This is a genomic window from Citrobacter sp. XY323, from assembly GCF_025106035.1.
In the GTDB taxonomy this organism is placed as follows: domain Bacteria; phylum Pseudomonadota; class Gammaproteobacteria; order Enterobacterales; family Enterobacteriaceae; genus Citrobacter; species Citrobacter braakii.
Map to the genome: position 1 here is coordinate 1 of NZ_JANYUK010000007.1, position 25,073 is coordinate 25,073.

General features: G+C 48.8%; 18 protein-coding genes. 12 read left to right on the plus strand and 6 right to left on the minus strand.

The genetic code is table 11. From position 1 onward, the window contains the following. The 6 genes from N0B36_RS11975 to N0B36_RS12000 form a co-directional block, all read left to right on the plus strand. The coding region (locus N0B36_RS11975; RefSeq protein WP_259688180.1) for a host cell division inhibitor Icd-like protein at positions 1-537 on the plus strand (537 nt) is incomplete at its 5' end. After that, positions 534-761: a hypothetical protein gene (locus N0B36_RS11980; RefSeq protein WP_102649993.1), complete on the plus strand. Its 228-nt coding sequence runs from the start codon at positions 534-536 to the stop codon at positions 759-761. The genes N0B36_RS11975 and N0B36_RS11980, both read left to right, overlap by 4 nt. Further along, on the plus strand, positions 758-1,078 hold the full coding sequence (locus N0B36_RS11985) for a DUF5375 domain-containing protein (protein WP_103004392.1): 321 nt from the start codon (positions 758-760) through the stop codon (positions 1,076-1,078). Before N0B36_RS11980 ends, N0B36_RS11985 begins: the two co-directional genes overlap by 4 nt. A gap of 14 nt (positions 1,079-1,092) precedes the next feature. Next, the gene (locus N0B36_RS11990; RefSeq protein ID WP_259688181.1) at positions 1,093-3,426 is read left to right on the plus strand and encodes a primase-helicase zinc-binding domain-containing protein; all 2,334 of its coding nucleotides are present in this window, start codon (positions 1,093-1,095) and stop codon (positions 3,424-3,426) included. 440 nt (positions 3,427-3,866) lie between these two features. Next, positions 3,867-4,367 carry a DUF6998 domain-containing protein gene (locus tag N0B36_RS11995; protein WP_001592532.1) on the plus strand — a complete coding sequence of 167 codons (501 nt, stop codon included), beginning with the start codon at positions 3,867-3,869 and terminating at the stop codon, positions 4,365-4,367. Between the two features lie 284 nt (positions 4,368-4,651). After that, positions 4,652-4,834, plus strand: coding sequence for a hypothetical protein (locus N0B36_RS12000; RefSeq protein ID WP_259688182.1), 183 nt, complete (start codon positions 4,652-4,654; stop codon positions 4,832-4,834). 190 nt (positions 4,835-5,024) lie between these two features. Here the strand turns inward: N0B36_RS12000 and N0B36_RS12005 are convergent, their stop codons facing one another. Both N0B36_RS12005 and N0B36_RS12010 read right to left on the minus strand, forming a co-directional pair. After that, positions 5,025-5,771 (minus strand): SDR family NAD(P)-dependent oxidoreductase, encoded by a 747-nt coding sequence (locus tag N0B36_RS12005; RefSeq protein ID WP_259688183.1) that lies wholly within the window; start codon positions 5,769-5,771, stop codon positions 5,025-5,027. 70 nt (positions 5,772-5,841) lie between these two features. Continuing rightward, positions 5,842-6,531 carry a YafY family protein gene (locus tag N0B36_RS12010; protein ID WP_200079740.1) on the minus strand — a complete coding sequence of 230 codons (690 nt, stop codon included), beginning with the start codon at positions 6,529-6,531 and terminating at the stop codon, positions 5,842-5,844. Positions 6,532-6,987: 456 nt separating this feature from the next. Here N0B36_RS12010 and N0B36_RS12015 point away from each other — a divergent pair, with 456 nt between their 5' ends. Next, the gene (locus N0B36_RS12015) at positions 6,988-7,344 is read left to right on the plus strand and encodes a hypothetical protein (protein WP_016157245.1); all 357 of its coding nucleotides are present in this window, start codon (positions 6,988-6,990) and stop codon (positions 7,342-7,344) included. 58 nt (positions 7,345-7,402) lie between these two features. Here the strand turns inward: N0B36_RS12015 and N0B36_RS12020 are convergent, their stop codons facing one another. Together N0B36_RS12020 and N0B36_RS12025 are read right to left on the minus strand one after the other, a co-directional pair. Further along, positions 7,403-8,836, minus strand: coding sequence for an EAL domain-containing protein (locus N0B36_RS12020; protein ID WP_181633352.1), 1,434 nt, complete (start codon positions 8,834-8,836; stop codon positions 7,403-7,405). Positions 8,837-8,952: 116 nt separating this feature from the next. Further along, entirely contained in the window at positions 8,953-15,867 is a 6,915-nt protein-coding gene (locus N0B36_RS12025) for an autotransporter outer membrane beta-barrel domain-containing protein (protein ID WP_259688202.1), read from the minus strand. Between the two features lie 997 nt (positions 15,868-16,864). Here N0B36_RS12025 and N0B36_RS12030 point away from each other — a divergent pair. From N0B36_RS12030 to N0B36_RS12050, 5 genes are all read left to right on the plus strand, one after another. Then, on the plus strand, positions 16,865-17,635 hold the full coding sequence (locus N0B36_RS12030) for a winged helix-turn-helix domain-containing protein (RefSeq protein ID WP_200102793.1): 771 nt from the start codon (positions 16,865-16,867) through the stop codon (positions 17,633-17,635). Next, positions 17,625-18,137, plus strand: coding sequence for a hypothetical protein (locus N0B36_RS12035; protein ID WP_103847958.1), 513 nt, complete (start codon positions 17,625-17,627; stop codon positions 18,135-18,137). The genes N0B36_RS12030 and N0B36_RS12035 overlap by 11 nt, the downstream gene beginning before the upstream one ends. Before the next feature lie 270 nt (positions 18,138-18,407). Further along, positions 18,408-18,974 (plus strand): Slp family lipoprotein, encoded by a 567-nt coding sequence (locus N0B36_RS12040; protein ID WP_259688184.1) that lies wholly within the window; start codon positions 18,408-18,410, stop codon positions 18,972-18,974. Between the two features lie 278 nt (positions 18,975-19,252). Then, entirely contained in the window at positions 19,253-20,410 is a 1,158-nt protein-coding gene (locus N0B36_RS12045; protein ID WP_259688185.1) for an efflux RND transporter periplasmic adaptor subunit, read from the plus strand. 28 nt (positions 20,411-20,438) lie between these two features. Further along, on the plus strand, positions 20,439-23,555 hold the full coding sequence (locus N0B36_RS12050) for an efflux RND transporter permease subunit (protein ID WP_049282768.1): 3,117 nt from the start codon (positions 20,439-20,441) through the stop codon (positions 23,553-23,555). Positions 23,556-23,916: 361 nt separating this feature from the next. Here N0B36_RS12050 and N0B36_RS12055 read toward each other — a convergent pair whose 3' ends face one another. Both N0B36_RS12055 and N0B36_RS12060 read right to left on the minus strand, forming a co-directional pair. Next, positions 23,917-24,264, minus strand: coding sequence for an HdeA/HdeB family chaperone (locus tag N0B36_RS12055; RefSeq protein WP_047358941.1), 348 nt, complete (start codon positions 24,262-24,264; stop codon positions 23,917-23,919). After that, the gene (locus tag N0B36_RS12060; RefSeq protein ID WP_259688186.1) at positions 24,264-24,860 is read right to left on the minus strand and encodes a DUF308 domain-containing protein; all 597 of its coding nucleotides are present in this window, start codon (positions 24,858-24,860) and stop codon (positions 24,264-24,266) included. The genes N0B36_RS12055 and N0B36_RS12060 overlap by 1 nt, the downstream gene beginning before the upstream one ends. Positions 24,861-25,073: the final 213 nt, after the last annotated feature.

Below are 25,073 nucleotides of genomic sequence, written 5' to 3' on the forward strand. Positions count from 1 at the left end.
ACAGCCCCTTTTTCTGGCTTGCTTCTTTTCGCCGTTTCCAGGTATAGTTTTCCCGCTGTCGCAAAATCGGCAGCCGGAATTGGCGTTCCGAATAACTTCAAGGCGACACGACACGCGCCATGCGTGTTTTTTTATGTCGTTGCTCAGGCACACCCATTTTCAGGGCTGTGGTGTTTATTCGTGCACCCGAGCCCTTTTCTGATAATGGTAGTCCGGGCGGGGCAGCCTTCGGGCTGGCCGGTTTCCTTGAAGGCCGGTTACGCCAACCCCGTTCGGGCTGCCACCAGTGAAATTGGCGTTTCCGGTGGTAGTTTTTCAAACTACTTCAAGGAGGCTGCCATCATGGCTACTACCCTCACCCCGTCACACCCGCAGTTTGTCTTTGTGTTTGCTGCCGTTCGTCGCGCAGACCGTAAACCCCGTATTTGTATGCTTCGCACTGTTGCCGGTGACGAGCACGCCGCACGCCTTTCCCTCGTTCGCGATTACATCCTCTCGTTCGCTGGCCGTTTGCCGGTTCTGGAGGTGCGCGCATGAGACACACCACCATTACCGCCCGTGACCTCGAATGTCTGGAGCATATGCGCAACGTCGGCCAGCTCGTCGGCAACCTGATGCAGGTGCAGGACTGCGCCACCGTTCGTCGTGACCCGACGCAGCAGTTACAGCTCACCTCCGTGATTTACCTCATGACCGCCCAGCTCGACGGCGTGGTCGAACGCTGCAATCAGCAGTGGCTGACCGGGGAGGGCAATGTATGAAAAACTCATTACCGCCTGTATTACGCGCCGCACTCTATCGTCGTGCCGTGGCCTGTGCCTGGCTGACCCTGTGCGAACGCCAGCACCGCTACCCGCACCTCACCCTCGACGCGCTGGAAAGCGCCATTGCCGCCGAGCTGGAGGGCTTCTACCTGCGCCAGCACGGCGAGGAAAAAGGCCGCCAGATTGCCTGTGCCCTGCTGGAAGATTTAATGGAAGCCGGACCACTCAAAGCCGCCCCGTCGCTGTCCTTTCTCGGGCTGGCCGTGATGGATGAGCTTTGCGCCCGTCATATCACCGCACCGGTACTGCACTGAGGGAGAAAACAACCATGAAAATGAACGTAACAGAAACGGTAAAACAGGCGTGCGGCCACTGGCCGCGCATTCTCCCTGCGCTGGGTGTGAAGGTGATTAAAAACCGCCATCAGTCCTGCCCGGTGTGCGGTGGCTCTGACCGTTTCCGCTTTGACGATAAAGAAGGGCGCGGGACGTGGTTCTGCAATCAGTGTGGCGCAGGTGACGGGCTTAAGCTGGTAGAGAAAGTGTTTGGCGTGACCCCGTCAGAAGCTGCCGGGAAGGTGAACGCCGTGACCGGCAATCTGTCGCCGGTTGCCCCGGAAGTGATTGCGGCCGCAGAGGCCGAAACTGTGGCCGACCGCAAAGCGGCGGCCGCGCTGGCCGTCAGGCTCATGGAGAAAACCCGACCGGCCACCGGCAATGCCTACCTCACCCGCAAGGGTTTCCCCGACCGGGAATGTCTGACGCTCACCGTCATGCATAAAACCGGCGGCGTGACGTTCCGCGCCGGTGATGTGGTTGTCCCGCTGTATGAGGATACCGGTGCACTGGTTAACCTTCAGCTTATCAATTCAGACGGCCTCAAACGCACCCTGAAAGGCGGTCAGGTCAAAGGTGCATGCCATACCATTGAAGGGCAAAAACAGGCGGGAAAACGCCTGTGGATTGCGGAGGGTTATGCGACCGCGCTCACCGTGCATCACCTGACCGGGGAAACCGTCATGGTGGCGCTGTCCTCCGTGAACCTCCTTTCTCTGGCGAGCCTTACCCGTCAGAAGTCCCCGGCCTGTCAGATTGTGCTGGCCGCTGACCGTGACCTGAACGGCGACGGCCAGAGCAAAGCCGCTGCGGCCGCAGATGCCTGTGAGGGCATTGTTGCCCTGCCGCCGGTGTTCGGTGACTGGAATGATGCGTTTATGCAGAAAGGTGAAGAGGCCACGCGGAAAGCCATTTATGACGCCATCCGGCCACCGGCGCAAAGTCCGTTTGATACCATGAGCGAAGCGGAATTTACCGCCATGAGCGCCAGCGACAAGGCCTTGCGGGTGCATGAGCATTACGGCGAAGCGCTGGCGGTGGATGCGAACGGCCAGCTCCTGTCCCGCTATGAAAACGGCATCTGGAAAAATATCCCTGCCGCCACTTTCTCACGGAATGTGGCTGACTTATTCCAGCGTCTGCGCGCCCCGTTCTCGTCCGGGAAAATTGCCTCGGTAGTGGAGACCCTGAAACTGATTATTCCGCAGCAGGATACACCGGCACGTCGTCTGATTGGCTTTCGCAACGGGGTACTCGATACCCAAAGCGGCGTATTCAGCCCGCACCATAAATCGCACTGGCTGCGCACGCTGTGCGACGTGGATTTTACCCCGCCGGTGGACGGGGAAACGCTGGAGACTCACGCGCCGAACTTCTGGCGCTGGCTCGACCGTGCAGCCGGTAAAAATCCACAAAAACGCGACGTGATTCTGGCCGCGCTTTTTATGGTGCTGGCGAACCGTTACGACTGGCAGCTCTTTCTCGAAGTGACCGGTCCCGGCGGGAGTGGCAAAAGTATTCTGGCCGAAATCGCGACCCTGCTCGCCGGAGAGGATAACGCCACGTCGGCCGACATCGACACGCTGGAAGACCCGCGCAAGCGAGCATCCCTGATTGGCTTCTCGCTAATCCGTCTGCCTGACCAGGAAAAATGGAGCGGTGACGGCGCAGGACTCAAGGCAATCACCGGCGGCGATGCGGTCTCGGTTGACCCGAAATACCAGAACCCCTATTCCACGCATATTCCGGCTGTAATTCTGGCCGTGAACAACAACCCGATGCGCTTCACCGACCGCAGCGGCGGCGTGTCGCGTCGCCGGGTGATTATTCACTTCCCGGAGCAGATTGCCCCGGAGGAACGCGACCCGCAGCTCAGGGATAAAATTGCGCGCGAGCTGGCCGTCATTGTGCGCCAGCTTATGCAGAAATTCAGCGACCCGATGACCGCGTGCGCACTGCTCCAGTCGCAGCAGAACTCCGACGAGGCACTCAGCATCAAGCGCGATGCTGACCCGACGTTTGATTTTTGCGGCTATCTGGAAATGCTGCCGCAGACCAACGGGATGTTTATGGGGAATGCCAGCATCATCCCGCGTAATTATCGTAAATATCTCTATCACGCGTATCTGGCCTATATGGAGGCTAACGGCTACAGGAACGTGCTCAGCCTGAAAATGTTCGGGCTGGGGCTGCCCATGATGCTGAAAGAGTACGGCCTGAATTATGAGAAGCGGCACACCAAGCAGGGGATACAAACCAATCTGTCGCTGAAAGAGGAAAGCTACGGAGACTGGTTGCCGAAGTGCGATGACCCCACAGCAACATAACCTCACTCAGACCGGCATCAGCCGGTCTTTTCCTTTCTGACCATTGCCACAGGGTGAACAATCCACTGTTCACCCTTCACCGTATATTCACCCTGTATCACCATGAAATTATTGATAAAAAACCAGAGGTGAACAGTGTGAACAGTAAAACCTGAAAAAACTTTTTATCCCTCCACCACATCGCCTGACCGGGCGCATCCAGAGCGAGAAAAAACACAAAGGTGAAGAGTCGACTGTTCACTCTTCACCAACTCATCACCATTTATCTTTATGATTTAAAATAGAAAATAAGCATGGTGAACAGTGTGAACAGTTAAATGCAAAAAAACTTTTTTTGAGTATGATGTAGCTCTCCATACTTTATGGAAAGATCCAAGTTAGCTGAAAGCCTCACCAAGACAGCACGTTAATTCGTAACGTGTTAAGCAAAAGGGAATTTTATGGGGACTACTTTGCTTCAAGAAAACCATGAAAAAATTTTAAACATACTAAATGAAGCTAAAGATGTGGCGCTAAGGTATTACAAATTAACCAATAAGCCTCTCGGAATCACTGGAGAAATAGCTGAACATGAAGCTGCAACTCTTCTCGGGTTGTCACTATGTTCAGCACGTCAGTCCGGATACGATGCGACTGAGATTTTGGACGGGAAAGAATATAGAGTTCAAATCAAAGGTCGATATATGCCTGATCCTAAAAAAGTCTCTGCGAGAATTGGTGCTATTGATATATCTAAGCCATTTGATTCTGTTCTTTTAGTTTTGCTTGATGAAAATTATGATGCTTTTGCCATGTATGAAGCATCACGAGATGTAGTAGTCGCAGCTCTTCAAGCTCCGGGGTCAAAGTCTAGAAATGAGCGAAATCAACTAGGCATAGCAAAATTCAAGTCCATTAGCCGTCTCCGCTGGAGCAAGGTTGCTGAACCTGAGATCCTTTAATTGGTACACGTTTAGGTACACAACTGAAAGTTGAATACGGAAAAATCCTTTATATTTAAAGCATTGAGTAATTTATTCAGACTCCGCCAGCCCAAAATTCTCCATCGGTGATTACCAGAGTCATCCGATGAAGTCCTAAGAGCCCGCACGGCGCAAGCCCTGCGGGCTTTTTTGTGCCCTCAATTTGTCCCACGAAATCTGATGCCAACTAATTAAATCCGAACCTTTTAGGCACCTTGTTAGGCACCTCATAAAGCTTTATTGTTTTTGAGGTGCCTAAAACTATGGAAACCCGACAATGGCAAGACAAACTAAACCTCTCTCCGTTAAGGAAATCGAATCTGCCAAACATAATCAATGTAGCCGCCTCACGCGCCAAGAAAAACCTGTATGTGGTCGGCTCGGCTGCAGCATGGGAGGGAACCAGCCTGCAGCTCCTGCAGCGACAACTGGCAGAATCAGCGTGACAATCTCCGAGGTGACCCTCACGTAACGGACCGGCCACTACGTGCCAGCAGCGGAAGTTATTAATAGCATGATGAATGGACCAATGGAGAGCCGATCATCTATACTTTTGTTAATCCAGACTGGAAATATTGTTATCACTAGCCCTACAACACAAGAGTTAACTCTATATTCTGACGCTATAGAGGAATTTTACTCTGCTAAATAACCACCATCGATTGGATATACTCCTCCGTTACAGAACCCTGAATTGTCTGACAGCAAAAACAGAATGAAGTCTGCTATTTCTTGCATTTTTGCCATCCTTTTCATAGGGTGGCTATTTGCGAAACTACGTACGATATTTTCTGGAAATTCACTCATTCGTGGGGTTTGGACATAGCCCGGAGCGACTGCATTGATTCGAATGCCTTGACATGCAAACTCTAGCGCTGCGGTTTTGGTTAAACCGATTATACCATGCTTAGCCACGGTGTAAGGTGCTAATCCAGGAATGCCAACCAGACCATTTACTGCAGATAAATTAACTATAGAGCCACCAAATTTCATCATCTCAGGTATTTCATATTTTAGGCAGTAAAAAACGCCGCTCAATGAGGTGGCAATGACCTTATCCCAGTTTTCAACCGTCTGCTCGGTTATGTTTTTACCATGTTCACCTGTTAAGCCTGCGTTATTTACAGCACAATCAAGTCTGCCGAAATTTTTGATAACTTCATCTATCATTTGCCGTACTTGTTCGGGCTGAGACACATCACATCCGATCCCCAGCGCTTGTTGTCCCTGTGAAGATAATCGTTTCGCTTTTTGTTTAGCCTGCTCTGACGAGCGGGAGACAATAACGACCTTAGCTCCATGTTTGTGTAATTGCTCTGCGACTGCCTCACCTATACCTGCAGTACTTCCTGTTATGACAGCAACTTTATTCTGGAAATTCATAATTCACCCTATGAAGTCGAATTGAGTCTTTCATCTGGGTTAGTATACAAATTAGCTGTGACAGTTTTTGTCAGTACTCTTTCTCCTCGCTGATTCCTTCTTTTATTCTCCATTTTTTCAATAAAACTGTCCTGCTTTCTCTATATATGGAACCCAGTTGTACTATCTCTTCAATCTTGTCAGTTCTAAAATGACGAAAATCATTTCTCATCTCACACCATGCAACCAAAAGCCAGCATGACTCCATATATACCAATCCGATGGGCCATATGGCTCGAGAAGAGTAAGTATCTTTCTTGTCACAATACTTTATTTTGATTCTCTTGCGATTTTTAATAGCATTGCGGATGTCTTCAAAAAACACCTCATTATTTTCTGAAGGACCGATCAGATAAGATTGACTCTCAATAAGATTTTTTAATTCACCGGGAATGACAGCGTGGATTTTGGCAAGTGCATTCCTTGCGGTATTTTTAAAATCATAATCCGTATTATGAGATACCCAATTTAACCCAAGCGTAATAGCATTGATTTCTTCATGAGAAAGGTTTAAGGGTGGCAAATGAAAGTCAGACTTAATGATATAACCAATTCCAGCACCACCTTCAATGCACACGCCTTGATGCTGTAGCGTTTTTATATCTCTGTAAAGGGAGCGCACACTTATTCCTAATTTTTCAGAGAGAGTGGATGCAGTGATCGGATATCTTTGCGCCCTTAATATCTGTAGTAGTTCGAGAAGCCTTTCTGTTCTGGTCATGTTGATAAATCCATCTTGATTCTGAGACAAAATCTTAAAGCATCTGTTCGATAAGTATCTTAGTACAAAGTAAGCGTACACGCTTAAGTTGAACTTCCCCCTGGATTAAGGATAGCGTTGCATCAACCCGTTGAACTCACACCTCATAGAAGACCTTTAGCCCAGTTAGCCTGTCCGCTGTATGCCAGAGACGCTCTAAAAGTTGATGGTTCGTTTTGCGGGGAGACTTACACATACTTAATATGTCCATGCTTAATAACGACAACCACTTATTATTTAACCTAACACTGAATGCGGCTTTTTGACCCACCACAAAATTACCGTATTGATCGCTCACAGCTGCACAAAATGGATAAATACCGTCATCAGCACTTACAGTTTTTTCCTAAAGCCAGCGCTTCGTTCGTGTGCCATGCTTAATCACGCTAATAACTTATAACGCTAAGCGAGGATATTATGAAAAAGACAATTATCGCATTATCTGCAATTCTGCTGGCTTCTCCCGTTATTGCCGCGACGACACACGCAACTGATAATGATGTAGCCGCCGCACACGAAAATGCCAATACCGCAAAAGAAAAACTGCATCAGGCGCAGAATCAGGGCGAAGAGCAACAGTTAAAAGCAAAACATGCTGCTGAAGGTAAACAAGATGACCTGAGCAGTAAAGTGAGTGAAGGCTCACAAAAAGCCTGGAATACAACCAAAGAAGGTACTGAAAAAGGTTGGAATGCAACAAAAGAAGGTACCGAGAAAGGCTGGAATAAGACCAAAGAAGGTGCTGCCTCCGTTGAGAAAAAAGTCAGCGAGTAATCTTCCAGCCATTCAATAATAAAAAACCGCTTTCGCGGTTTTTTATTATTAGCAATCCTTATAATAAACGTAGAAACGCATTAAAGGGTATTGGTTTACTGAACAGATACCCCTGCCCAAAGCTAACGTTAATCCGTCGCAGCCTCTCCATCTGTTCTTCACTTTCTATTCCTTCCGCCACCAGTGGGATCCTGGCCAGTTCAGACAGGTGAACAATATTGCTGATGATAGTATCACTCACGCCGCCTTTACCCAGTGAGTCGATAAACATCTTATCAACTTTCAAGAACCGCGGCGAAATACGTTGCAGCGCAGCATAGTTAGAATATCCGGTCCCAAAGTCATCCAAGGCTAGCGCAGCGCCTGCCTCTTTCAAGCGCCTCAGAACACTTTCACGGATCAGATTCTGCTGCCGTTCGGTGATTTCCAGCATTACGCCAATATGAAACAAGTTCATCCGCTGAATAAAAGCGATAGTGGCATCGGTAAATTCATTATCCTCCAGTGAAAGTGGAGGTACGTTAATACCGATATGAAATGGTATATCACACTGAGCCCTAAGGCACCGCATATCAACCTCTACCTGCGTCAACAATTTCAGCGTCAGCGCATTGATCAAGCCGCTATGTTCAGCCGTGTGGATAAATTCGTTAGGGGGAATAATTCCCTGCTCAGGGTGATTCCAGCGAACAAGCACTTCAGCCCCGACGATTTTTCCGCAAGCGAGTTCAACGACGGGCTGATAAAACGGAATAAATTCATCATTATTAATCGCACGCTGCAGTATTTTTATCGGTGATATCCGCTGTGCCCGGCGTAAGTGGAAATATAACAGCAAAGACAGAACCACAAATAAAATAAGAAGATAATGATTATCCCGCACATAATCCGCAATGCCATCCTGTGAATCCGTCACAATCCAGAAAGGATAGTTTTGCGAGGCCATCTGCACGAAAGGATGTTTTTCTGGATACAATAAAAAATGCACATCAATTTTTTCTTTACGGGCAAAATCCATAAGAATTTTATCGATCGCCGCTTTATATACTGCAACAGCTACCACCTGCCCCTGAAACGGAAAATAGATTATATACATCTCCGTGTTCAGCCGATAAATCTGTTCAATCATCAGTGAGTGTGTGGTCGTTCCATTGGAAATAATCCCCGGCGATTCTCGACCTTCAAGAGAAGAGCAGTTCCACTCACCGTTCCTGATGATACTGACTGAACGAATCTTCTCGCCAGACGCCGTAAGAAGACGCAATTTTCGTAGCAGATCGTCAGTGCAATTCTCTTGTATATGTGCGCTGGCTAACACAGCCAGTGTATTTACGTCGTCAAATATCGTATCGATTTCTTCGACCAGGCTATTTATCGCGTGTTCTCTGACAAGTTGTCCCTCTCTATCCCATTGCTGCCATGACGTCAGCACACCGGCCAGAAGAAAAAGCAACACCAGCATGATGGGTGTGATTTTCTTGGTTACAGACATGATTAACTCGTGTTGTTGAACAGAGCGCCCCGAAGGACGCTTTTTGAGATTATTTCAGGAGGAAATGGCCAGACTGACATGCGCCAGTCTGGCTGAACTTGCCCGGTAGAATCAGCTTAGAAGTTCCATTTCACGCCTACCATCGCAGCGCTGTCGTTATACCCTTTGTCGCCAGCCTGAACCCCGATATTGCCCCACAGATTAAGACGAGGACTCACCTGTCCCTCCACACCCACTTTTACCTCGGCAATATTTTTCGCTCCATCCTGGCGCACATTCACGCCATCCATGGTCGTACTGAAATCGCGTGAATTGTGCAGCCAGTTCAGCTCGGCAAACGGCTGGAATTCACGCTCTTTAGCGTTATCCATCTGGTGATGGCTCTTAATCCAGGTTTTCAGGCCCAGTCTGGTCTGCACATTACCATTACCGTTGCTGGTGATACGGGTACCGTTACTTTCACGATGGTCGTTCGCCTTCACCCCCATCCAGACTGCCTGCGCCTGAGGTTGTATGTACCATTCGTTCAGCGTTCCGTGACTGCCGGCAAACTCGCCCATTTTTTGGGCATATCCCATTTCCAGCGAAGCGGTAACCCCTTTCGATTTGTACGATTCGCCTTGCAGGTCATCGCCTTTAACATTGTTATCAAACCAGCTGTACTGAGCCCAGCTGTCCAGCCAGGCGCCGTTATGCGACGCATCATTGGCATACCACGTGGCATAAACACCGGTGCTGTAGCCATTCACTGAGCCTTTTGAACGATAGCCCGTGCGTGAAGACTGGGTATTGCTGTGATCGTTACCGTAGCCCGCCATCACGCCAAGGTGCCAGCGATCAAGCCCACTCTGGCTCCATTGCGCAATGTCGCCCCCCAGTTGCAATACGTAACGGTTGCTCTGGGTTTTCAACTGGCCGCTACCGTCACGCCAGTTGTTGTGCCCACCGACGTGGCGCATCCACATGCTGGTGACTTTCTGCTCGCCGGTCAGGGCATCGATATACTGCGTTTCGCCCAGACGATCGTGCAAACGGGTGACGAACATGTTGTTGGCTGCCGCCAGGTTAGCCGTGTAGCTGCCGCCTTCCGGACGCAGATCTTTATCGGGATCCGGATCCGGGTTTGGCTGCGGATCGGGGTTGGTTTTACCGCTGGTCAGATACCAGTTGCCGCTGTTTTCATCCTGACCACGTCCAAGGCTGTAGTCATATGCCCCCGCCACAATACGGCCAGCCTGAATAAACTCACCATCCGATACGCCATCAACATGGATAACTTCGATACCATCAATCGTTGCGGCACCTTTCCCACCGGCGTTAGTGACGCTGACAGAAGTAGTGCCACTGGTATCACCTTTCACCACCAGCTTATCCGTAACGGAATTGTCATCCCCCAGCGCGGTGTTTAAGGAAAGATGACCATCATTACCCGTGTAATTGCCATTGACCACCAGTTGATTACCGGCCTGCTGACCATTCACACCGGTTGCGAGGATACCGCTGTTAACCAGGTCTCCCTCTACAGTGAACAGGAGGTTGTCACCGGTCCCGGTACCCACCTGCAGCACACCGGCGTTATTCACATTACCTGCGACGCCCCCTACACCCGAGAGCATCCCCGCCGTAGCTATGTTGACCTCGGTACTGGCAAGCGTGACGGGAGATGTGCCGTCCCCCAGAACCAGGCCGCCCTGCTCAATATCCGTTTTCCCCGTCCAGGCGGCGTTATCACCGACAGTAATGGATCCGGCTCCCAGCTTGGTCACGTCGCCGCTACCATAAACGTCGTTATTAAGCTGCCAGTCGGTATGACTGTCCAGCACCAGTGAACCGCTATTGTGCACCTCTGCGCTGCCCAGATTTTCTGCGGTGAACGCGGTGAGCCGGGAATCCGCATCAATAGCAAATTGTCCCGTAAAGGCACTATTATTGCCCACCAGCGCGACATCGCTTTCGGTAAGTTCAATCCGTCCGGCATCGCTGATGCTGTTGTAAAGTACACCTGCCGCCTTATTCATCGTCAGCGTTCCCGCCGCCACAATATCGCCCGTGCCGAGACCCAGCGTCGTGTTCATCAGCACGCGTGCGCCTTCTGCAATGGTCGTTTTTGCCGTCAGCGTGCTGTTTTCACCGGTGATGGTCAGCGTATCGCCATTGATGTTTAGCGCGCCGCTTCCGGTCAATATTCCATCGGCTGTTCCGCCCTGCTCCAGGGTCAGGCTACCGCCATTGATGTTCAGCAGTGAGTCAGCCCCCGCCGTCAGCTTACCGACAGTCTGGCTATGACCATTCATGTCAAAACCGGTATCGGCGGCCAGACGTAGTTCACCGGTCTGTCCCAGAACATTATCGTTTTTCATCAGCAGGTTGCCGCTGCGCACATCGGTGATACCGGTGTAATCGTTATCCATATTCGACAGCGATACCGTCTGGCCTTTGGCGCTGTCAAACGCCAGATCGCCACTGCCAGTCACGCGAGCGCTCAGATCTGCGGCATTACCGGTTTTTCCGTTCGCATCCAGGACCAGTGCATTGTCTCCGGATGCGAGCAGTTCGACTTGTGTCAGACCATAGCTAATGTACAGTCCATCATCGTTATCCCCTCCGGTGAGGCGATAATCATAGGTTCCATTCGCAACAATCTCGCCATTTTGGCTGATACCGGCTTCAACCCCATCGCTGATGATATTGCCATTGCTATCGGTCAGCGTCAGATTGCCCGCACCGCCGGTGACGGAAGAATCAGATGTTGCCAGTTGAATCAGGGACTGCGCATCGTCCTGCTCAAGAAGAGATAGCGTGGTATCAGCCAGCGGACGATCGTTCGTAATCGTGCCGGTATCAACCTGCACGGTTCCACGTCCGGAGAGATCCATCGCGCCAGCATGAATTGTTCCTTCGGAACTGCTCTGCCCCGGCGTCACCCCGTCAAAGCTGACGGTGCCGCCGTTAAACGCCAGGCCTCCGATATTTTGCTCACCGGACCCCACGTGGGTGACGTTCCCCTCGCCTACATTTAATGTTGCCTGGCTCAGCGCCTGAGTATTTAATCCAGCCAGCTCAAAAGTGCTGTTCGTTAGCGCCAGCGTACCGTTGAATCCATCTGCCGCATTGTTGCTGGTAAAATCAAACGCATTACCGCTGGCATCAACGGCGACAGTTCCGGTTCCCGCCAGATGGCTATTAAAAGCCAGCGCAGCTTCAGAATTCAGCGACAAGGTGCTGGTCGTATCAATGTTGTAACCCGTACCGGTCACATCGTTTTGGTTATCACCCAACGCAAAATCAACATTATTAACGGTAAATACTGAACCAGCAGTCAGATCGATATGCTCCATGCCGGTAATAGCATCGGCGTGATTGAGGATGTACTGTGCGTTATTCAACTGAAGTGTATCCTCCCCATCACCACCATTGAGGCTGGTAAACAGTGAGGTTTCTGTCTCTTTGACATCTTTCAGTAGGTACAGATCGTTACCGCTGCCCGTCTTGATGTCGGTTGCGGTACTGCCAGACTCCAGCATAACGGTGTTATCACCGCTCATCAGGTTAACCTGACCAACAATGCTGGCTCCCGCCGCGTTAGTAAACGCGACGCCTGCCCCCGAGAGCATTTCTACCGCTTTTTGCGACGCATCCAGCGCTTTAATAACGCCTTTATTGATAAACGTTTCCAGAGAACCGTTATCAACATTCACCACCGCGTGGCTGGTCGATTTCGATGCCAACTCACCAGCCTGTTCAACATTTTTGGTCGTGCCACCGACAATCAACGCTTCACCACCGTTAGCGTCGAGTACGTTAACGCTGACGCCCGTTTTCAGGTCGGTTGACGCATTGGTGACGATCCCTTTACCCGCAGCCTGCTCAACATTGATAACCAGATCGCGCGAGTCAGACATATCCAGCGTTTGATTCGTTTCGCTGCCGTCGATATTTTCAAACAGGATCCCCGTACCGCTCCCCGTAACATTAACCGTTCCGGAGTTGGTCTGCGCCAGGGATGCTCCGGTATGAATACCGATTCCATTCCCCACACTGATAGTTGTATCTTTTAGCTGGATACCCGCAATGTTGGCGACGTTTTCAATCGCGCTTCCTTTACCCGTACTGTCCATCGTGATGATGGCTCCATCGACCAGCAGACCTTTCGCACCGGCGGCCAACAAGATACCGTGCGCGTCTCCCGATGCTTTGGTTTCTCCCGAACCCGTCAAACTTAATGACGCATCATTGCCCACGAGATAGGCTGCGGTGCCATCCGTCGCGGTAACCGTCGCATTGTTGTTCACAACGGAATCAGCGCCTTCGATGCTGACCGCCACGCCATTTACCTTGATGTCGCCGTCGTTATTCAACGTACCACCGGAAACCAGCACGCCTGTGCTGCCCGCCTGGCCAAAGTCGATGCTGCCTTTATGGTTGAGCGTACCGCCGTTTCGGGCGATGTAGCCGAAAGCACCATCCGCCGTATTGCTGGTATTCAGCGTGGCGTAACTGGTCAGGGTTGAGTCACCTTTCTGATTTTCATCGACATTCCCGGACAAGTCATAATAATTACCGTCCACAATCCCGGCGGTGGTGTCTTTACCGGAAAGTTTCACGATCACCGCGTCTTTGGTGATAACCCCATCCGCTCCGCCTTCAACCCGAATCCCGGTCGCGCCGTCACCCGTGATACTCAGCGATTGCGAGCCGGAATCAAAATGACTCCCCGTCCCGGTCACCTGCAGAATAGTGCTGTCGGTACCTGATGCCGTCATTGTCGTACCAGACGACCCGCTGCCATCAAAAGTCGCACCACCTTCTATGCGATATAATGTTGACCCTTCAGTCGAGACATCTTGCGTATTGGTAGAGGAGGCGTTTACTTTTGAACCTTCACCATAAATAAAATAGCCAATCTGGTTTTTGCCACTGGTAAATGAGACTTTGCCCGTATCGGTAATATCGATAACACCGCCGTCACGAACGTGCAGACCAATGGCGTTATCAGCAGCAAGATTCACACTCCCACTCATCGTGAGTTGAGACCCGGTCCCTTCGACCCAGGCACCAATATTTTTTAATGTATTATCCGTGGTACTGCCATTGGTGATATTTATCGTGCCCGAGTGAAGCGCCTGACTCCCTCCCTGCAGTTCAATACCGCTGGCGCTGTACCCATTGAGGTTAATCGTGCCGCTGTTTACCAGCCCTTTTGCACCGTTAATCCCCATCAGGCCAATATTTTGCGCTGAGCCGATGCCATTGATGTCAATGACGCCGTCCTGGGTAACGTTGATTGCACCAGGAGACGCACTGCCGTTTGCCTGAATGGCAACAGCATTCTCGACTTTTTCTCCGATCGTGATGTTCCCGGTGTTATTGATGGTTCCACTCTTCACAAACATACCAATGGCTGGAAGAGTGACCTGGACTTCACTGGTCGCCTCATCTTTTACCGCTTGTGCAGTTCGTCCGATGTAGAGCGTCCCGTTATTAGTAGCCACTGCATTACGTTGAACAAACACGCCGTAGGTATAGACACCATCGGAAGATTTCGCAGGCTCACCTCCGGTGGCAATATTCATTACTCCGTTATTAATAAAGGTCGCCGTGTCATTCATCAGCACGCCATAGGCGTTATAGATATCCTGATGCGAGGCAAGGTTGATGACGCCGTCGTTCTGTACCTTTGTCGTCCCGGTCGCGAGAATCCCGGTATGGGCGCCAACCCACGCATTTTTCACATCAAGACTGGTACCCGCATCAATAATTCCATTGTTATTTACGATGCTATCACGCGCTGAAACGACATAATCACCACCGGCTGCACCGGCGGCAACCCCCAGTGTGCCGTTGTTATTGAGGGTGGCTCCGTCGGTCAGCGTCACCACGGAGGTATCGCTAAAAACCGCCTGAATATTGGCATCAGCAGAAATATTGACGACAGAGCGCGCACCGGAAGCTTTAATAAAACTGTTCACATCACGATTCGCAGCCTGCAACACCGCATCGCCATCCGGGATATTGGTGTCGAAGTGAATGTTTTTCTGTTCCGTGGTATAGGCTTTATGAAGCTCAGCTTCGTAGTCCGTGGGCGAAAGTTGCCCAGCCTCTACGGCTTTCACCAGAGCATCATTGTAGTTTTTTAAATCATCAAGATTATTAACCGTATACTCGCCAAGCGCGCTGGAGAAGGTGCCGTTATAGGTTGCGGTATCAAAGTTATAATCTTTACCGGTATTTTTCGCGACATTACCAACGCTACCGCTTTGCACGATGGTTTTGGCGTTGTAATTCAGTACCGCGTCTTTGGTGTCACTGGCGCTGCTCTCAACGTTATAAACTCCAGAGACCTTGGTGACAGCATTGAAGATATTTGCCGAGTTTGATGCCCAGTCGCTTCCCGTTGAACCAACATTCACATCAAGCGTGCCGCCTGATGTCACTGTCGCCAACTTCATATTCACATACTGCCCATCACCGACGCTGACCCCCAGATAAGTCGTCAGATCGCCAACGCTGGTAGAAGCAAAATTATCGCTGTCATACACCTGGACTGTACGCGAAGCCCCGGTGATGGGGTCAACGTATTGAATGCTGTGGGTACGACCACCTAAAGTCGTCTGCGTCAGATTTATATTTTCACTTCCTGACGAAATATAACCATTATCCATTGCCTGCTGAATAGTCATCGTTTTAAAGCCCGATGCACCAGAGGCGATGCTGCCATATCCTTTAGTACCGGTGATAATATTCATGGTTTCACCGTCACCGACAACAAGTTGCCCTGCGCCATTAGCGTTAGTCGACGGTAAGTAATCAGGCAAGACGTAGTCAGCGGCAAAAGCATATATTGAATGCGTAGCCAGTACGGCACCTATTATACTTAGCGCAATTCTTGAAATATTGAATTTATGCGTTCCAGATTCAATGCGGGCAGAACTATTGGTTTCCACAGAAGCACCACAACGTTTTGCCAGTTCAGAAACAACAACCGCGCAAGAGTGCGAAACACTCCATACCACTTTAAAAATCTTGTTCATCATTACCATTCCGAATAATTCCACGAATACCCTTCCTGGGAAAAATTCGTGGTCACATAGCATTATGGGATGCTCATAGTTACCCCGCGGTCAGATACCTCTTCTCTGGAGTTTTTTTCCGCTGAAACATTGAGCGATCTGTACATGACGAATGGTATTAGCGCATCAACAATCAATCTATTTATACTGATAAATTTGCAATTTATAGATGCTTTATCTAAAAAGATAATTAATTATAGATTTAAATATCGACATCATTACAGGAACACATAAGCAACTGTTAATGAATTGCATAAACAATGTAATATGATGACCTAATTTTCTACACAATAAACAAACATTTCAAATTAAATAAAACGCATATTAATTTATTTCATATCTCGTAAAAAATTTATAATAACAGCTCTTAAACAACTAACAACTTATAAGAGAAATCTTATTGCATGGGTTATATTGAAAAACATAACCCATTTGAGTTACTTAAATTATAACTGCGAGAAACAGGGATTTCAGTCAGTCGAAAACACACCTCGCGATAAGCAAGTTCCGCGGCCAGCTGTACCGCCAGGGGTTGATTGTAATAAGTGAAAAATATCAAAGCCTTTCTAATTATTTTTTAAGATGCTTGATACCATACTATTTTTCGATTATTTTACTTAAGTAACTTTTCGTTTACTCATTATAAAAAATGCCACTTACTAAAGTTACTGACAATTTGTAAATCAACCAGAGGCTCAGAATTACGCAGTTCTCAAACCGGCGAATGATTATAATGGTCTATCTGAAAATAGTAGCACTCTTATAATTTAATCAGAGTGAAGTAGGTATTTATACTTAAAATGAACAATTTCATAGTTTTTTATGCCAGAGGGGATATTTTACAATGCTCAAATGCCCCCTCCTCCTGCATCGGCCCTGTCACCTCTCACGATACTGTAGTGAAGAAGAAATACCACTATGGTTTATAATTACGTAATACCCTGTTAATGATGAAAAAATGAAATATCTAATTAACAATGAAGTTACATTTAGGACTGATGATGGCGTTTTGGCGAGTCTGAGTCCGTCGGACAACTCACTCACCCTGTCTATTACCGCAAACAGGATCTTCACCTATCTCCTCGAGCAGGAAGGGAAAGTAGTCTCGAGAGAAGAGATGTTTACGAATGTCTGGGACAAAAATGGTCTGCAAGCCTCAAACAACTCATTAAGCCAATATATTTCTTTGATTCGTAAAGGATTACAGGAGCTCGGTTGTGAACACGAGATTATTCAAACCGTACCACGGGTCGGCTTTTTCATCGCTGAAGGATTGGTAACCACCATAGAGGAACCGCCTTTGGTTTCCGCGGCGTCCCTCACTCCCGCAAAAGCCACACCTTCCCTGTCAAAACGCGTAAAAATGATGCTGCTTGCAGCTGGGGGCGTCTCGTTATTCATGCTTCTTTACCCAGTCAACACATTGTTTAACAGCACTCAAAACAACCTTCCCGTCGTGCAGTTGTATAAACTTGGCAATATCGATCTCTGTCCGGTCTATACCGTTTTTGAAAGCTCACGAGAAGTGGCAACTGCGAAACTTGAAAAAGCCAAAAAAATGGCTGATTTACACCTGAAGTGTCTGGCTGGCGCATTGTTTATTTTCCAGCCTGACGATCTGTACGTCTACGGCGAAAAAGGTCGCATATTTTTATCCCGCTGTACTTTCAATAATGCAGAAAAAACAAAGTTTGCTGGATGCAAGGACCTTTATATCCATGAATACTAAATATAAAACCAAGATATTACTTGCAGGAGCGGCCGTTCTGGTCGCTGTCAGCGCCTTGTTAAGCGCGAATGGAATCACCCTCATTCCAGTCAATCAGGGAATAAGCGTGCATTGCGTCTCCACACTTTCACTACCCGAACTGCCCGGGGGTGGGAAATACGATGGTAGCCTGATGATCCAGTTGCAAACAGATAACACTGGCGTCATTGATTTCTCAGGGATTATTACCACAACCCCACTGGCAGACAACCGCCCAGGACGTCGCCTTATCCTGCAACGCTCCGTCAGTTTTAATTATCGGATAAAAGATAAAGGCATCGTTTTTCTGCAAGACGTGAAAATGAGTAAACACAGTCTGGATAACGTGTCGGATGAGATGTTTATCCATAATATCTATGACCCGTTCACACCCAGTAAGCGTGCGCAAATATATAAAATTGATAATGCCTACCTGTTAGGCAATACCTTTTCGCCAACGAACGTCTGCGTTAGTAAATCGTAGTAATAAGCCGTAATCCAGGATTGCCTACCCGCCAGGCTAAACCAGAGCAGGGCCACGGTAACGCATTGGACCTGACTCCACGTGTGGCGACAGTAAATCGCTTTCCCTGTCGCCACACACTTTCGCCCTCATCCAGCGACCAAATAAAATACAGTCCATTATTACCATAAGCTACAATAATATTAATTTTAGATAATCAACGGCACGTTTGCTGACAATAATGAGCAAAGGGTTACTATAGGCCTGTCTTTTTTTTAGCAGGAAAGTAAAATGAAAAAAACAAAAGGGTTGATAATTGTTGCCCTTGCTTTCACCCTGGCGTCATGCGCTTCAATTCCTGAGAATATCAAAGGTAATAATCAACCAGATATACAAAAAAACTTTATCTCCGTGCATAACCAACCGGGATTATATACCGGTCAGCAGGCCCGCTTTGGGGGTAAAGTCATCAATGTGATTAACAGCAAAACGGATACATTACTGGAAATCGCCGTTCTGCCACTGAACAACTATGCTAAACCGCAAATAGACGCGAGCTATCAGGGGCGTATTCTTGCCCAGCAGAAAGGTTTTCTCGATCCGGTAAACTACAGAAACCATTTCGTTACTATTTTGGGGACAATTCAAGGAGATGAACCAGGATTCATCAACAAAGTCCCGTACAACTTTGTTAAAGTTGATTTACAAGGTATTCAGGTTTGGCATTTAACAGAGTCAGTCAACACCACCTATAATATGTGGGATTACGGCTATGGCTCATTCTGGCCTGAACCCATGTGGGGCGCCCCCTACTACGCTAATACAGTAACTCAGGTAACTCCGGAGCTAGTGAAATAATCTCTGTAGTAAGATGGCGCGAATATATACCGGAGTCGGGTACTGACAAACGCCCAGCACATCACCCCGCGTTGACCTTATTGCGCCATCCTGCTTTATGAGATCCTTCGCTTAGCACGCATTCTTCCTGTTACATATAATTTTACCCGCTAACACTTGAGCGAAAAAATGGGCTTTAGCCATCTCATGCCTGAGCATCTTTTGTTATTTACCGATAACTCTTCCACCCTGCCTGTAATAAAAGAACATTGGTGTTTACGATTTATTCAGGGATTACTATGAACAGAAAATGCTTACTGTTGATACCATTATTTTTTAGTAGCGTCATCATCACCGCCTGCGATAATAAACCTGCAGTAAAAACCACCGCGATGGAGCCCGAGGTCGGCGTTGTTACCTTAGCGCCCTCTTCAGTGAATATTAAAAGTGAACTTCCAGGTCGCGCGGTTTCATTCGAGATCGCCGAAATCCGCCCTCAGGTTGGTGGGATCATCATAAAACGCAACTTTATTGAAGGTGATAAAGTCAGCAAAGGAGAGTCACTGTATCAAATTGATCCAGCCCCGCTGCAGGCACGACTGGATTCAGCCAAAGGCGCGCTGGCAAAGGCACTGGCGACGGCCAATAATGTGCGTCTGACATTAAATCGGCAGTCAGCGTTAATAAAATCCAATTACGTCAGCCGCCAGGACTACGACACGACACGCTCACAGCTTAATGAAGCAGAAGCCAATGTCGCCGTCGCCAAAGCGGATCTTGAGCAGGCCACCATCAACCTTCATTACGCTAATGTCACCTCACCGATTGATGGCATCAGCGGTAAATCCTCCGTAACCGTAGGTGCCCTGGTCACCGCAAATCAGGAAAACGCGCTGGTCACCGTTCAGCGGCTGGATCCGATTTATGTTGATTTAACACAGTCAGTACAAGATTTCTTACGCCTGAAAGAAGAGAAAGCCAACGGCAAAATTGCCCAGCAACAAGGCAAAATTCCAGTTGAGCTGATGCTGGAAAACGGCAAACCTTATCGCCATACCGGTACGCTTGAGTTTTCCGATCCCGCCGTCGATGAGACCACCGGATCGGTGACTTTGCGCGCCGTGTTCCCCAATCCTGAAGGTGAAATTTTACCCGGCATGTATGTCACGGCGTTGCTGGACGAAGGCAGCCAGCAGAACGTTTTGATGGTCCCCCAACAAGGGATTACGCATAACGAACAAGGAAAAGCCACCGCGCTGATCCTTGACCAGCAAAACGTGGTGCAACTGCGCGAAATAAACGCCGTGAAGGCTGTTGGCAATCAATGGCTGGTGACCGCAGGATTACGCCCCGGCGATCGGGTCATTGTGTCCGGATTACAAAGAATTCGTCCGGGAATCAAAGCCCGGGTCCTCCCTTCAAAACTGAACACTCCTGACGCGGGAACTGAACAGTAATATTTCAGGTATTAAGGACACTTTCTTCATGGCCAACTTTTTTATTGAGCGCCCGGTTTTCGCCTGGGTGCTCGCCATTATCATGATGTTTACGGGCGGTATCGCGATAATGAACCTGCCGATCGCCCAGTATCCACAAATTGCTCCCCCAACCATTACCATCAGCGCTGCCTACCCAGGGGCAGACGCAAAGACCGTTGAAGACTCCGTAACTCAGGTGATTGAACAGAATATGAATGGTCTTGATGGCCTGATGTATATGTCATCCACCAGCGATGCGGCAGGTAATGCGTCGATTATCCTGACTTTCAAAACGGGCACGTCACCCGATATTGCGCAGGTTCAGGTACAGAATAAACTGCAGCTGGCGATGCCTTCTTTACCGCAGGAAGTACAGCAGCAAGGGATCAGTGTTGATAAATCCAGCAGCAATATTTTGATGGTCGCCGGCTTTATCTCTGATAATAACAGCCTGAGCCAATATGATATTGCCGACTATGTGGCCTCGAACATCAAAGACCCAATAAGCCGCACTGCCGGGGTGGGGAGCGTACAGTTATTCGGTTCGCAATACGCCATGCGTATCTGGCTGGATCCGCAAAAGCTCGACAAGTATAACCTCACACCTCAGGACGTCATTACCCAACTCAAAGTTCAGAACAATCAGATATCGGGTGGGCAGTTGGGAGGCATGCCTCAGTCAGCCGATCAGCAGCTAAATGCGTCGATAATCGTCCAGACGCGCCTGCAAACTACTGATGAATTTGGCAAGATCTTCCTTAAAGTTCAGCAAGATGGCTCCCAGGTTCTGCTGCGCGATGTCGCGCGAATTGAGCTGGGTGCGGAAAATTATGCAACGGTTGCACGTTACAACGGAAAACCCGCCGCCGGGATTGCAATTAAACTTGCCGCTGGCGCGAATGCCCTGGAAACATCCCAGGCAGTCAAACAGGAGCTGAACAGATTATCGGCCTGGTTTCCGGCCAGCATGAAAACCGTTTATCCCTATGACACCACTCCGTTTATCGAAATTTCGATTCAGGGGGTTTTTCATACTTTGATCGAGGCAATCATTCTGGTATTCCTCGTCATGTATCTGTTTTTGCAAAGTTTCCGCGCAACGCTTATTCCCACAATCGCCGTTCCGGTAGTGATCCTTGGCACCTTTGCGATACTCGACGTCGCGGGTTTTTCGATTAATACGCTCACGATGTTTGGCATGGTGCTGGCGATAGGGTTGTTAGTCGATGATGCCATCGTGGTGGTTGAGAACGTAGAACGCATTATTGCCGAAGAACACTTGTCACCAAAAGCGGCGACCCACAAAGCGATGGGCCAGTTGCAGAGAGCGCTGGTCGGTATTGCCGTTGTGTTATCCGCCGTATTTATGCCGATGGCATTTATGAGCGGAGCAACCGGTGAAATTTTCCGTCAGTTTTCTATCACTTTAATCTCCTCCATGCTGCTGTCGGTGTTTGTGGCGATGAGCCTGACGCCAGCACTCTGCGCCATGCTGTTGAAATCCCACGAGGGAGAAAAAGCAAACACACATATTCTGTTTACCCGTTTCAATCACTTTATGGAGAAATGTACTCAGCACTACACGGACAGCACCCGTAAACTGCTACGTTGCACAGGCCGTTATATGGTCGTGTACTTAGTGATTGGCGCGGGCATGATTGTGCTGTTTCTACGTACCCCGACCTCCTTTTTGCCTGAAGAAGACCAGGGGGTGTTCATGACCACCGCGCAATTGCCTTCGGGCTCGACGATGGTGAACACCAGCAAAGTGCTCGGGGAAATAACGGATTACTACCTGACGAAAGAACAGAAAAATGTCGCTTCGGTTTTCACCGTAGGCGGATTTGGTTTCAGCGGCCAGGGGCAAAACAACGGTCTGGCGTTTATCAGCCTGAAACCGTGGTCAGAACGCGTTGGTGAAGAAAACTCAGTTACCGCCATTATTCGACGGGCGATGATGGCCTTAAGCACCATCAATAATGCCGTCGTTTATCCGTTTAATTTACCCGCTGTTGCAGAACTGGGAACGGCTTCAGGGTTTGACATGGAGCTGCTGGATAACGGTAACCTTGGGCATGAAAAAATGATGCAGGCCCGAAACGAGCTTCTGGCGCTGGCCAACCAGTCGTCCGGTGAGGTCGACGGGGTGCGCCCGAATGGTCTGGAAGATACACCGATGTTCCGCATTCATGTCAACGCCACGAAGGCAGAAGCCATGGGCGTTGCATTATCGGATATCAATCAGACCATCTCTACGGCGTTCGGTAGTCGCTATGTCAATGATTTCCTGAATCAGGGACGCGTTAAAAAAGTGTATGTCCAGGCCGATACGCCGTTCCGTATGTTGCCGGATAATATTAATCACTGGTACGTACGTAATGCCTCCGGCGCTATGACGCCGCTTTCGGCCTACTCATCCACCGAGTGGACCTACGGTTCTCCCCGCCTTGAACGCTACAACGGTCAGCCTGCAATGGAAATTCTGGGCCAGCCGGTCGAAGGGAAAAGCAGCGGCGATGCGATGAAATTTATGGCATCGCTGATAAATAAACTGCCTGCGGGCGTCGGCTATGCCTGGACCGGTCTGTCTTATCAGGAGGCGCTGTCCACAAACCAGGCACCAATGCTGTACGGCATTTCGCTGATCGTCGTGTTTCTGGCACTGGCGGCACTGTATGAAAGCTGGTCGATACCGTTCTCGGTAATGCTGGTTGTGCCAATCGGGGTGGTCGGCGCTTTGCTGGCGACCGACTTGCGCGGCCTGAGCAATGATGTTTACTTCCAGGTAGGCCTGCTCACCACCATGGGGCTCTCGGCTAAAAACGCCATTCTGATCGTCGAGTTCGCCGTCGAGATCATGCAAAAGGAAGGAAAAACGCCGCTTGAAGCCGCAGTAGAGGCCGCGCAAATGCGCTTACGCCCTATTTTGATGACGTCACTGGCCTTTATCTTAGGGGTTATCCCTCTGGCAATAAGCAACGGCGCGGGCTCTGGCGCGCAAAATGCCGTCGGTACGGGTGTTATTGGTGGGATGCTGGCCGCAACAGTGCTGGCGATCTACTTTGTTCCGCTGTTCTTTGTTCTCGTAGAAAACATGCTGGCGCGATTCAAAACACGGCGCTGATTCCCTGCCCTCGTACGTGATTATCCCTGGGATAAGTTTATTAAATCCCAGGGATTCTCAATGCTCTCTCAGAGAAAGGGTTCCGTTCACTTTAAGTTCTTCATTTCATTACAGTGACGATACTGTGACTACGTTAAGAGTGGCATTCTCCACCACACTTGAGTCCCTCTGCTCTGCGGGTAATCAATGCCCGGTGGCGCTTCGCGTATCAGGTCTACGGTTGTTAGCGGACCCTGCTATCCAGCGAATTTCTCGTGGATAGCAGGGTAAACATTACGGGGATTTTTTCTTGTAGGGTAACAACTAAGGTAGGTACAGAGGTTGTCAATTCTGACTCATGCCAGGCTATCAAAACGGGTAATCAATAGTGCAGACCGGAACCCTTCAGATTTACGGCCAGTTCGCCCAATTTAGTATCAGGGTGTCGATGACACATTTTAATCATCTTCGGTACAGCGACAGTTTCCACCTCATGCAGGGGAACATAATCATCGCCTTTAAAGTCCGAATTTTTATTAACAATCACAAAGGCAATTGCTGTCATGTATTGCCGACTCATATCAACGAATTCTTTACAGGTCATATCTTGTGGCGCCGCTTCCGTTGCCTGTGTAGCAAAAGCACGGCTCATCGGCGCCATAACAGAGGTCATAAGAATAGCTGCAGAGACAATCAATTTAATATTCACAATGCGCTCCAGAAGTAGCATTAATTTTTATCGGCGAGTTTTTCAGTTTGTACCAACGACGCATTTCTGCGCAGACTGATAAAAGCCAAAGAACTAAAAATCATCTCAACGCCTATAAAGATGGAGGTAAACACATAAGAACGGTCGGGATCCATATTCAGCCATACGGCTGCAATAAGCAGGTCAAAAATACCGATAAAAATATTCCATCCATAGCCCGGACTGCGGAACATTTTGACGCCGGAAGCAACACGAAAAATCCCGCCAAGAATAAACAGGCAGCAAAAAACCATTGCCAATGAATTCATACCTATCACAGGATTTTCGAGGAAACAGTATCCCAGCAGCAACCATGCGATAGCAAAAAAGGCATAGGTAAATTTGGCTTTCAACTGCTTTTTACCCGAGGAAAACAGGCTGTAAATAGAATAGAAGCCGCACACCAGGAACATAAAACCTGTTGCATAGCTTAAGTAAATACCTGCAGCGATTGGATAGATTAAGCAGCAGATGCCGCAAACCAACAACAGCACGGCCATGATTGTGGCGTGTCTTTTATAATGAAATAGTGTTTTTTCATTAAATGCTTTCAGGCTTTGCTGATTAAAAACAAACATACATCCTCCGTTACATAGAAACGCAATGTAACCTACTAATAAAAGAGTAATATTCACTTAATACATATCACTTACAATGGGATGATAAGACTTTCACTCCGAATTCGTATATAAGAATAAAGGAATGTCATTATCCGTATAATCCTACACGTGTCAGACGTCTGACACCTGTAAGATTAAACGCTCATTATTCTATCCTGGCTCTGATTCTAC

Excerpts from the sequence above, each read along its gene's own strand:
- N0B36_RS11980 (WP_102649993.1), top strand. The coding sequence starts at position 534 with ATGAGACACACCACCATTACCGCCCGTGACCTCGAATGTCTGGAGCAT.
- N0B36_RS11985 (WP_103004392.1), top strand. The coding sequence starts at position 758 with ATGAAAAACTCATTACCGCCTGTATTACGCGCCGCACTCTATCGTCGT.
- N0B36_RS11990 (WP_259688181.1), top strand. The coding sequence starts at position 1,093 with ATGAAAATGAACGTAACAGAAACGGTAAAACAGGCGTGCGGCCACTGG.
- N0B36_RS11995 (WP_001592532.1), top strand. The coding sequence starts at position 3,867 with ATGGGGACTACTTTGCTTCAAGAAAACCATGAAAAAATTTTAAACATA.
- N0B36_RS12000 (WP_259688182.1), top strand. The coding sequence starts at position 4,652 with ATGGAAACCCGACAATGGCAAGACAAACTAAACCTCTCTCCGTTAAGG.
- N0B36_RS12005 (WP_259688183.1), bottom strand. The coding sequence starts at position 5,771 with ATGAATTTCCAGAATAAAGTTGCTGTCATAACAGGAAGTACTGCAGGT.
- N0B36_RS12010 (WP_200079740.1), bottom strand. The coding sequence starts at position 6,531 with ATGACCAGAACAGAAAGGCTTCTCGAACTACTACAGATATTAAGGGCG.
- N0B36_RS12015 (WP_016157245.1), top strand. The coding sequence starts at position 6,988 with ATGAAAAAGACAATTATCGCATTATCTGCAATTCTGCTGGCTTCTCCC.
- N0B36_RS12020 (WP_181633352.1), bottom strand. The coding sequence starts at position 8,836 with ATGTCTGTAACCAAGAAAATCACACCCATCATGCTGGTGTTGCTTTTT.
- N0B36_RS12025 (WP_259688202.1), bottom strand. The coding sequence starts at position 15,867 with ATGAACAAGATTTTTAAAGTGGTATGGAGTGTTTCGCACTCTTGCGCG.
- N0B36_RS12030 (WP_200102793.1), top strand. The coding sequence starts at position 16,865 with ATGAAATATCTAATTAACAATGAAGTTACATTTAGGACTGATGATGGC.
- N0B36_RS12035 (WP_103847958.1), top strand. The coding sequence starts at position 17,625 with ATGAATACTAAATATAAAACCAAGATATTACTTGCAGGAGCGGCCGTT.
- N0B36_RS12040 (WP_259688184.1), top strand. The coding sequence starts at position 18,408 with ATGAAAAAAACAAAAGGGTTGATAATTGTTGCCCTTGCTTTCACCCTG.
- N0B36_RS12045 (WP_259688185.1), top strand. The coding sequence starts at position 19,253 with ATGAACAGAAAATGCTTACTGTTGATACCATTATTTTTTAGTAGCGTC.
- N0B36_RS12050 (WP_049282768.1), top strand. The coding sequence starts at position 20,439 with ATGGCCAACTTTTTTATTGAGCGCCCGGTTTTCGCCTGGGTGCTCGCC.
- N0B36_RS12055 (WP_047358941.1), bottom strand. The coding sequence starts at position 24,264 with ATGCTACTTCTGGAGCGCATTGTGAATATTAAATTGATTGTCTCTGCA.
- N0B36_RS12060 (WP_259688186.1), bottom strand. The coding sequence starts at position 24,860 with ATGTTTGTTTTTAATCAGCAAAGCCTGAAAGCATTTAATGAAAAAACA.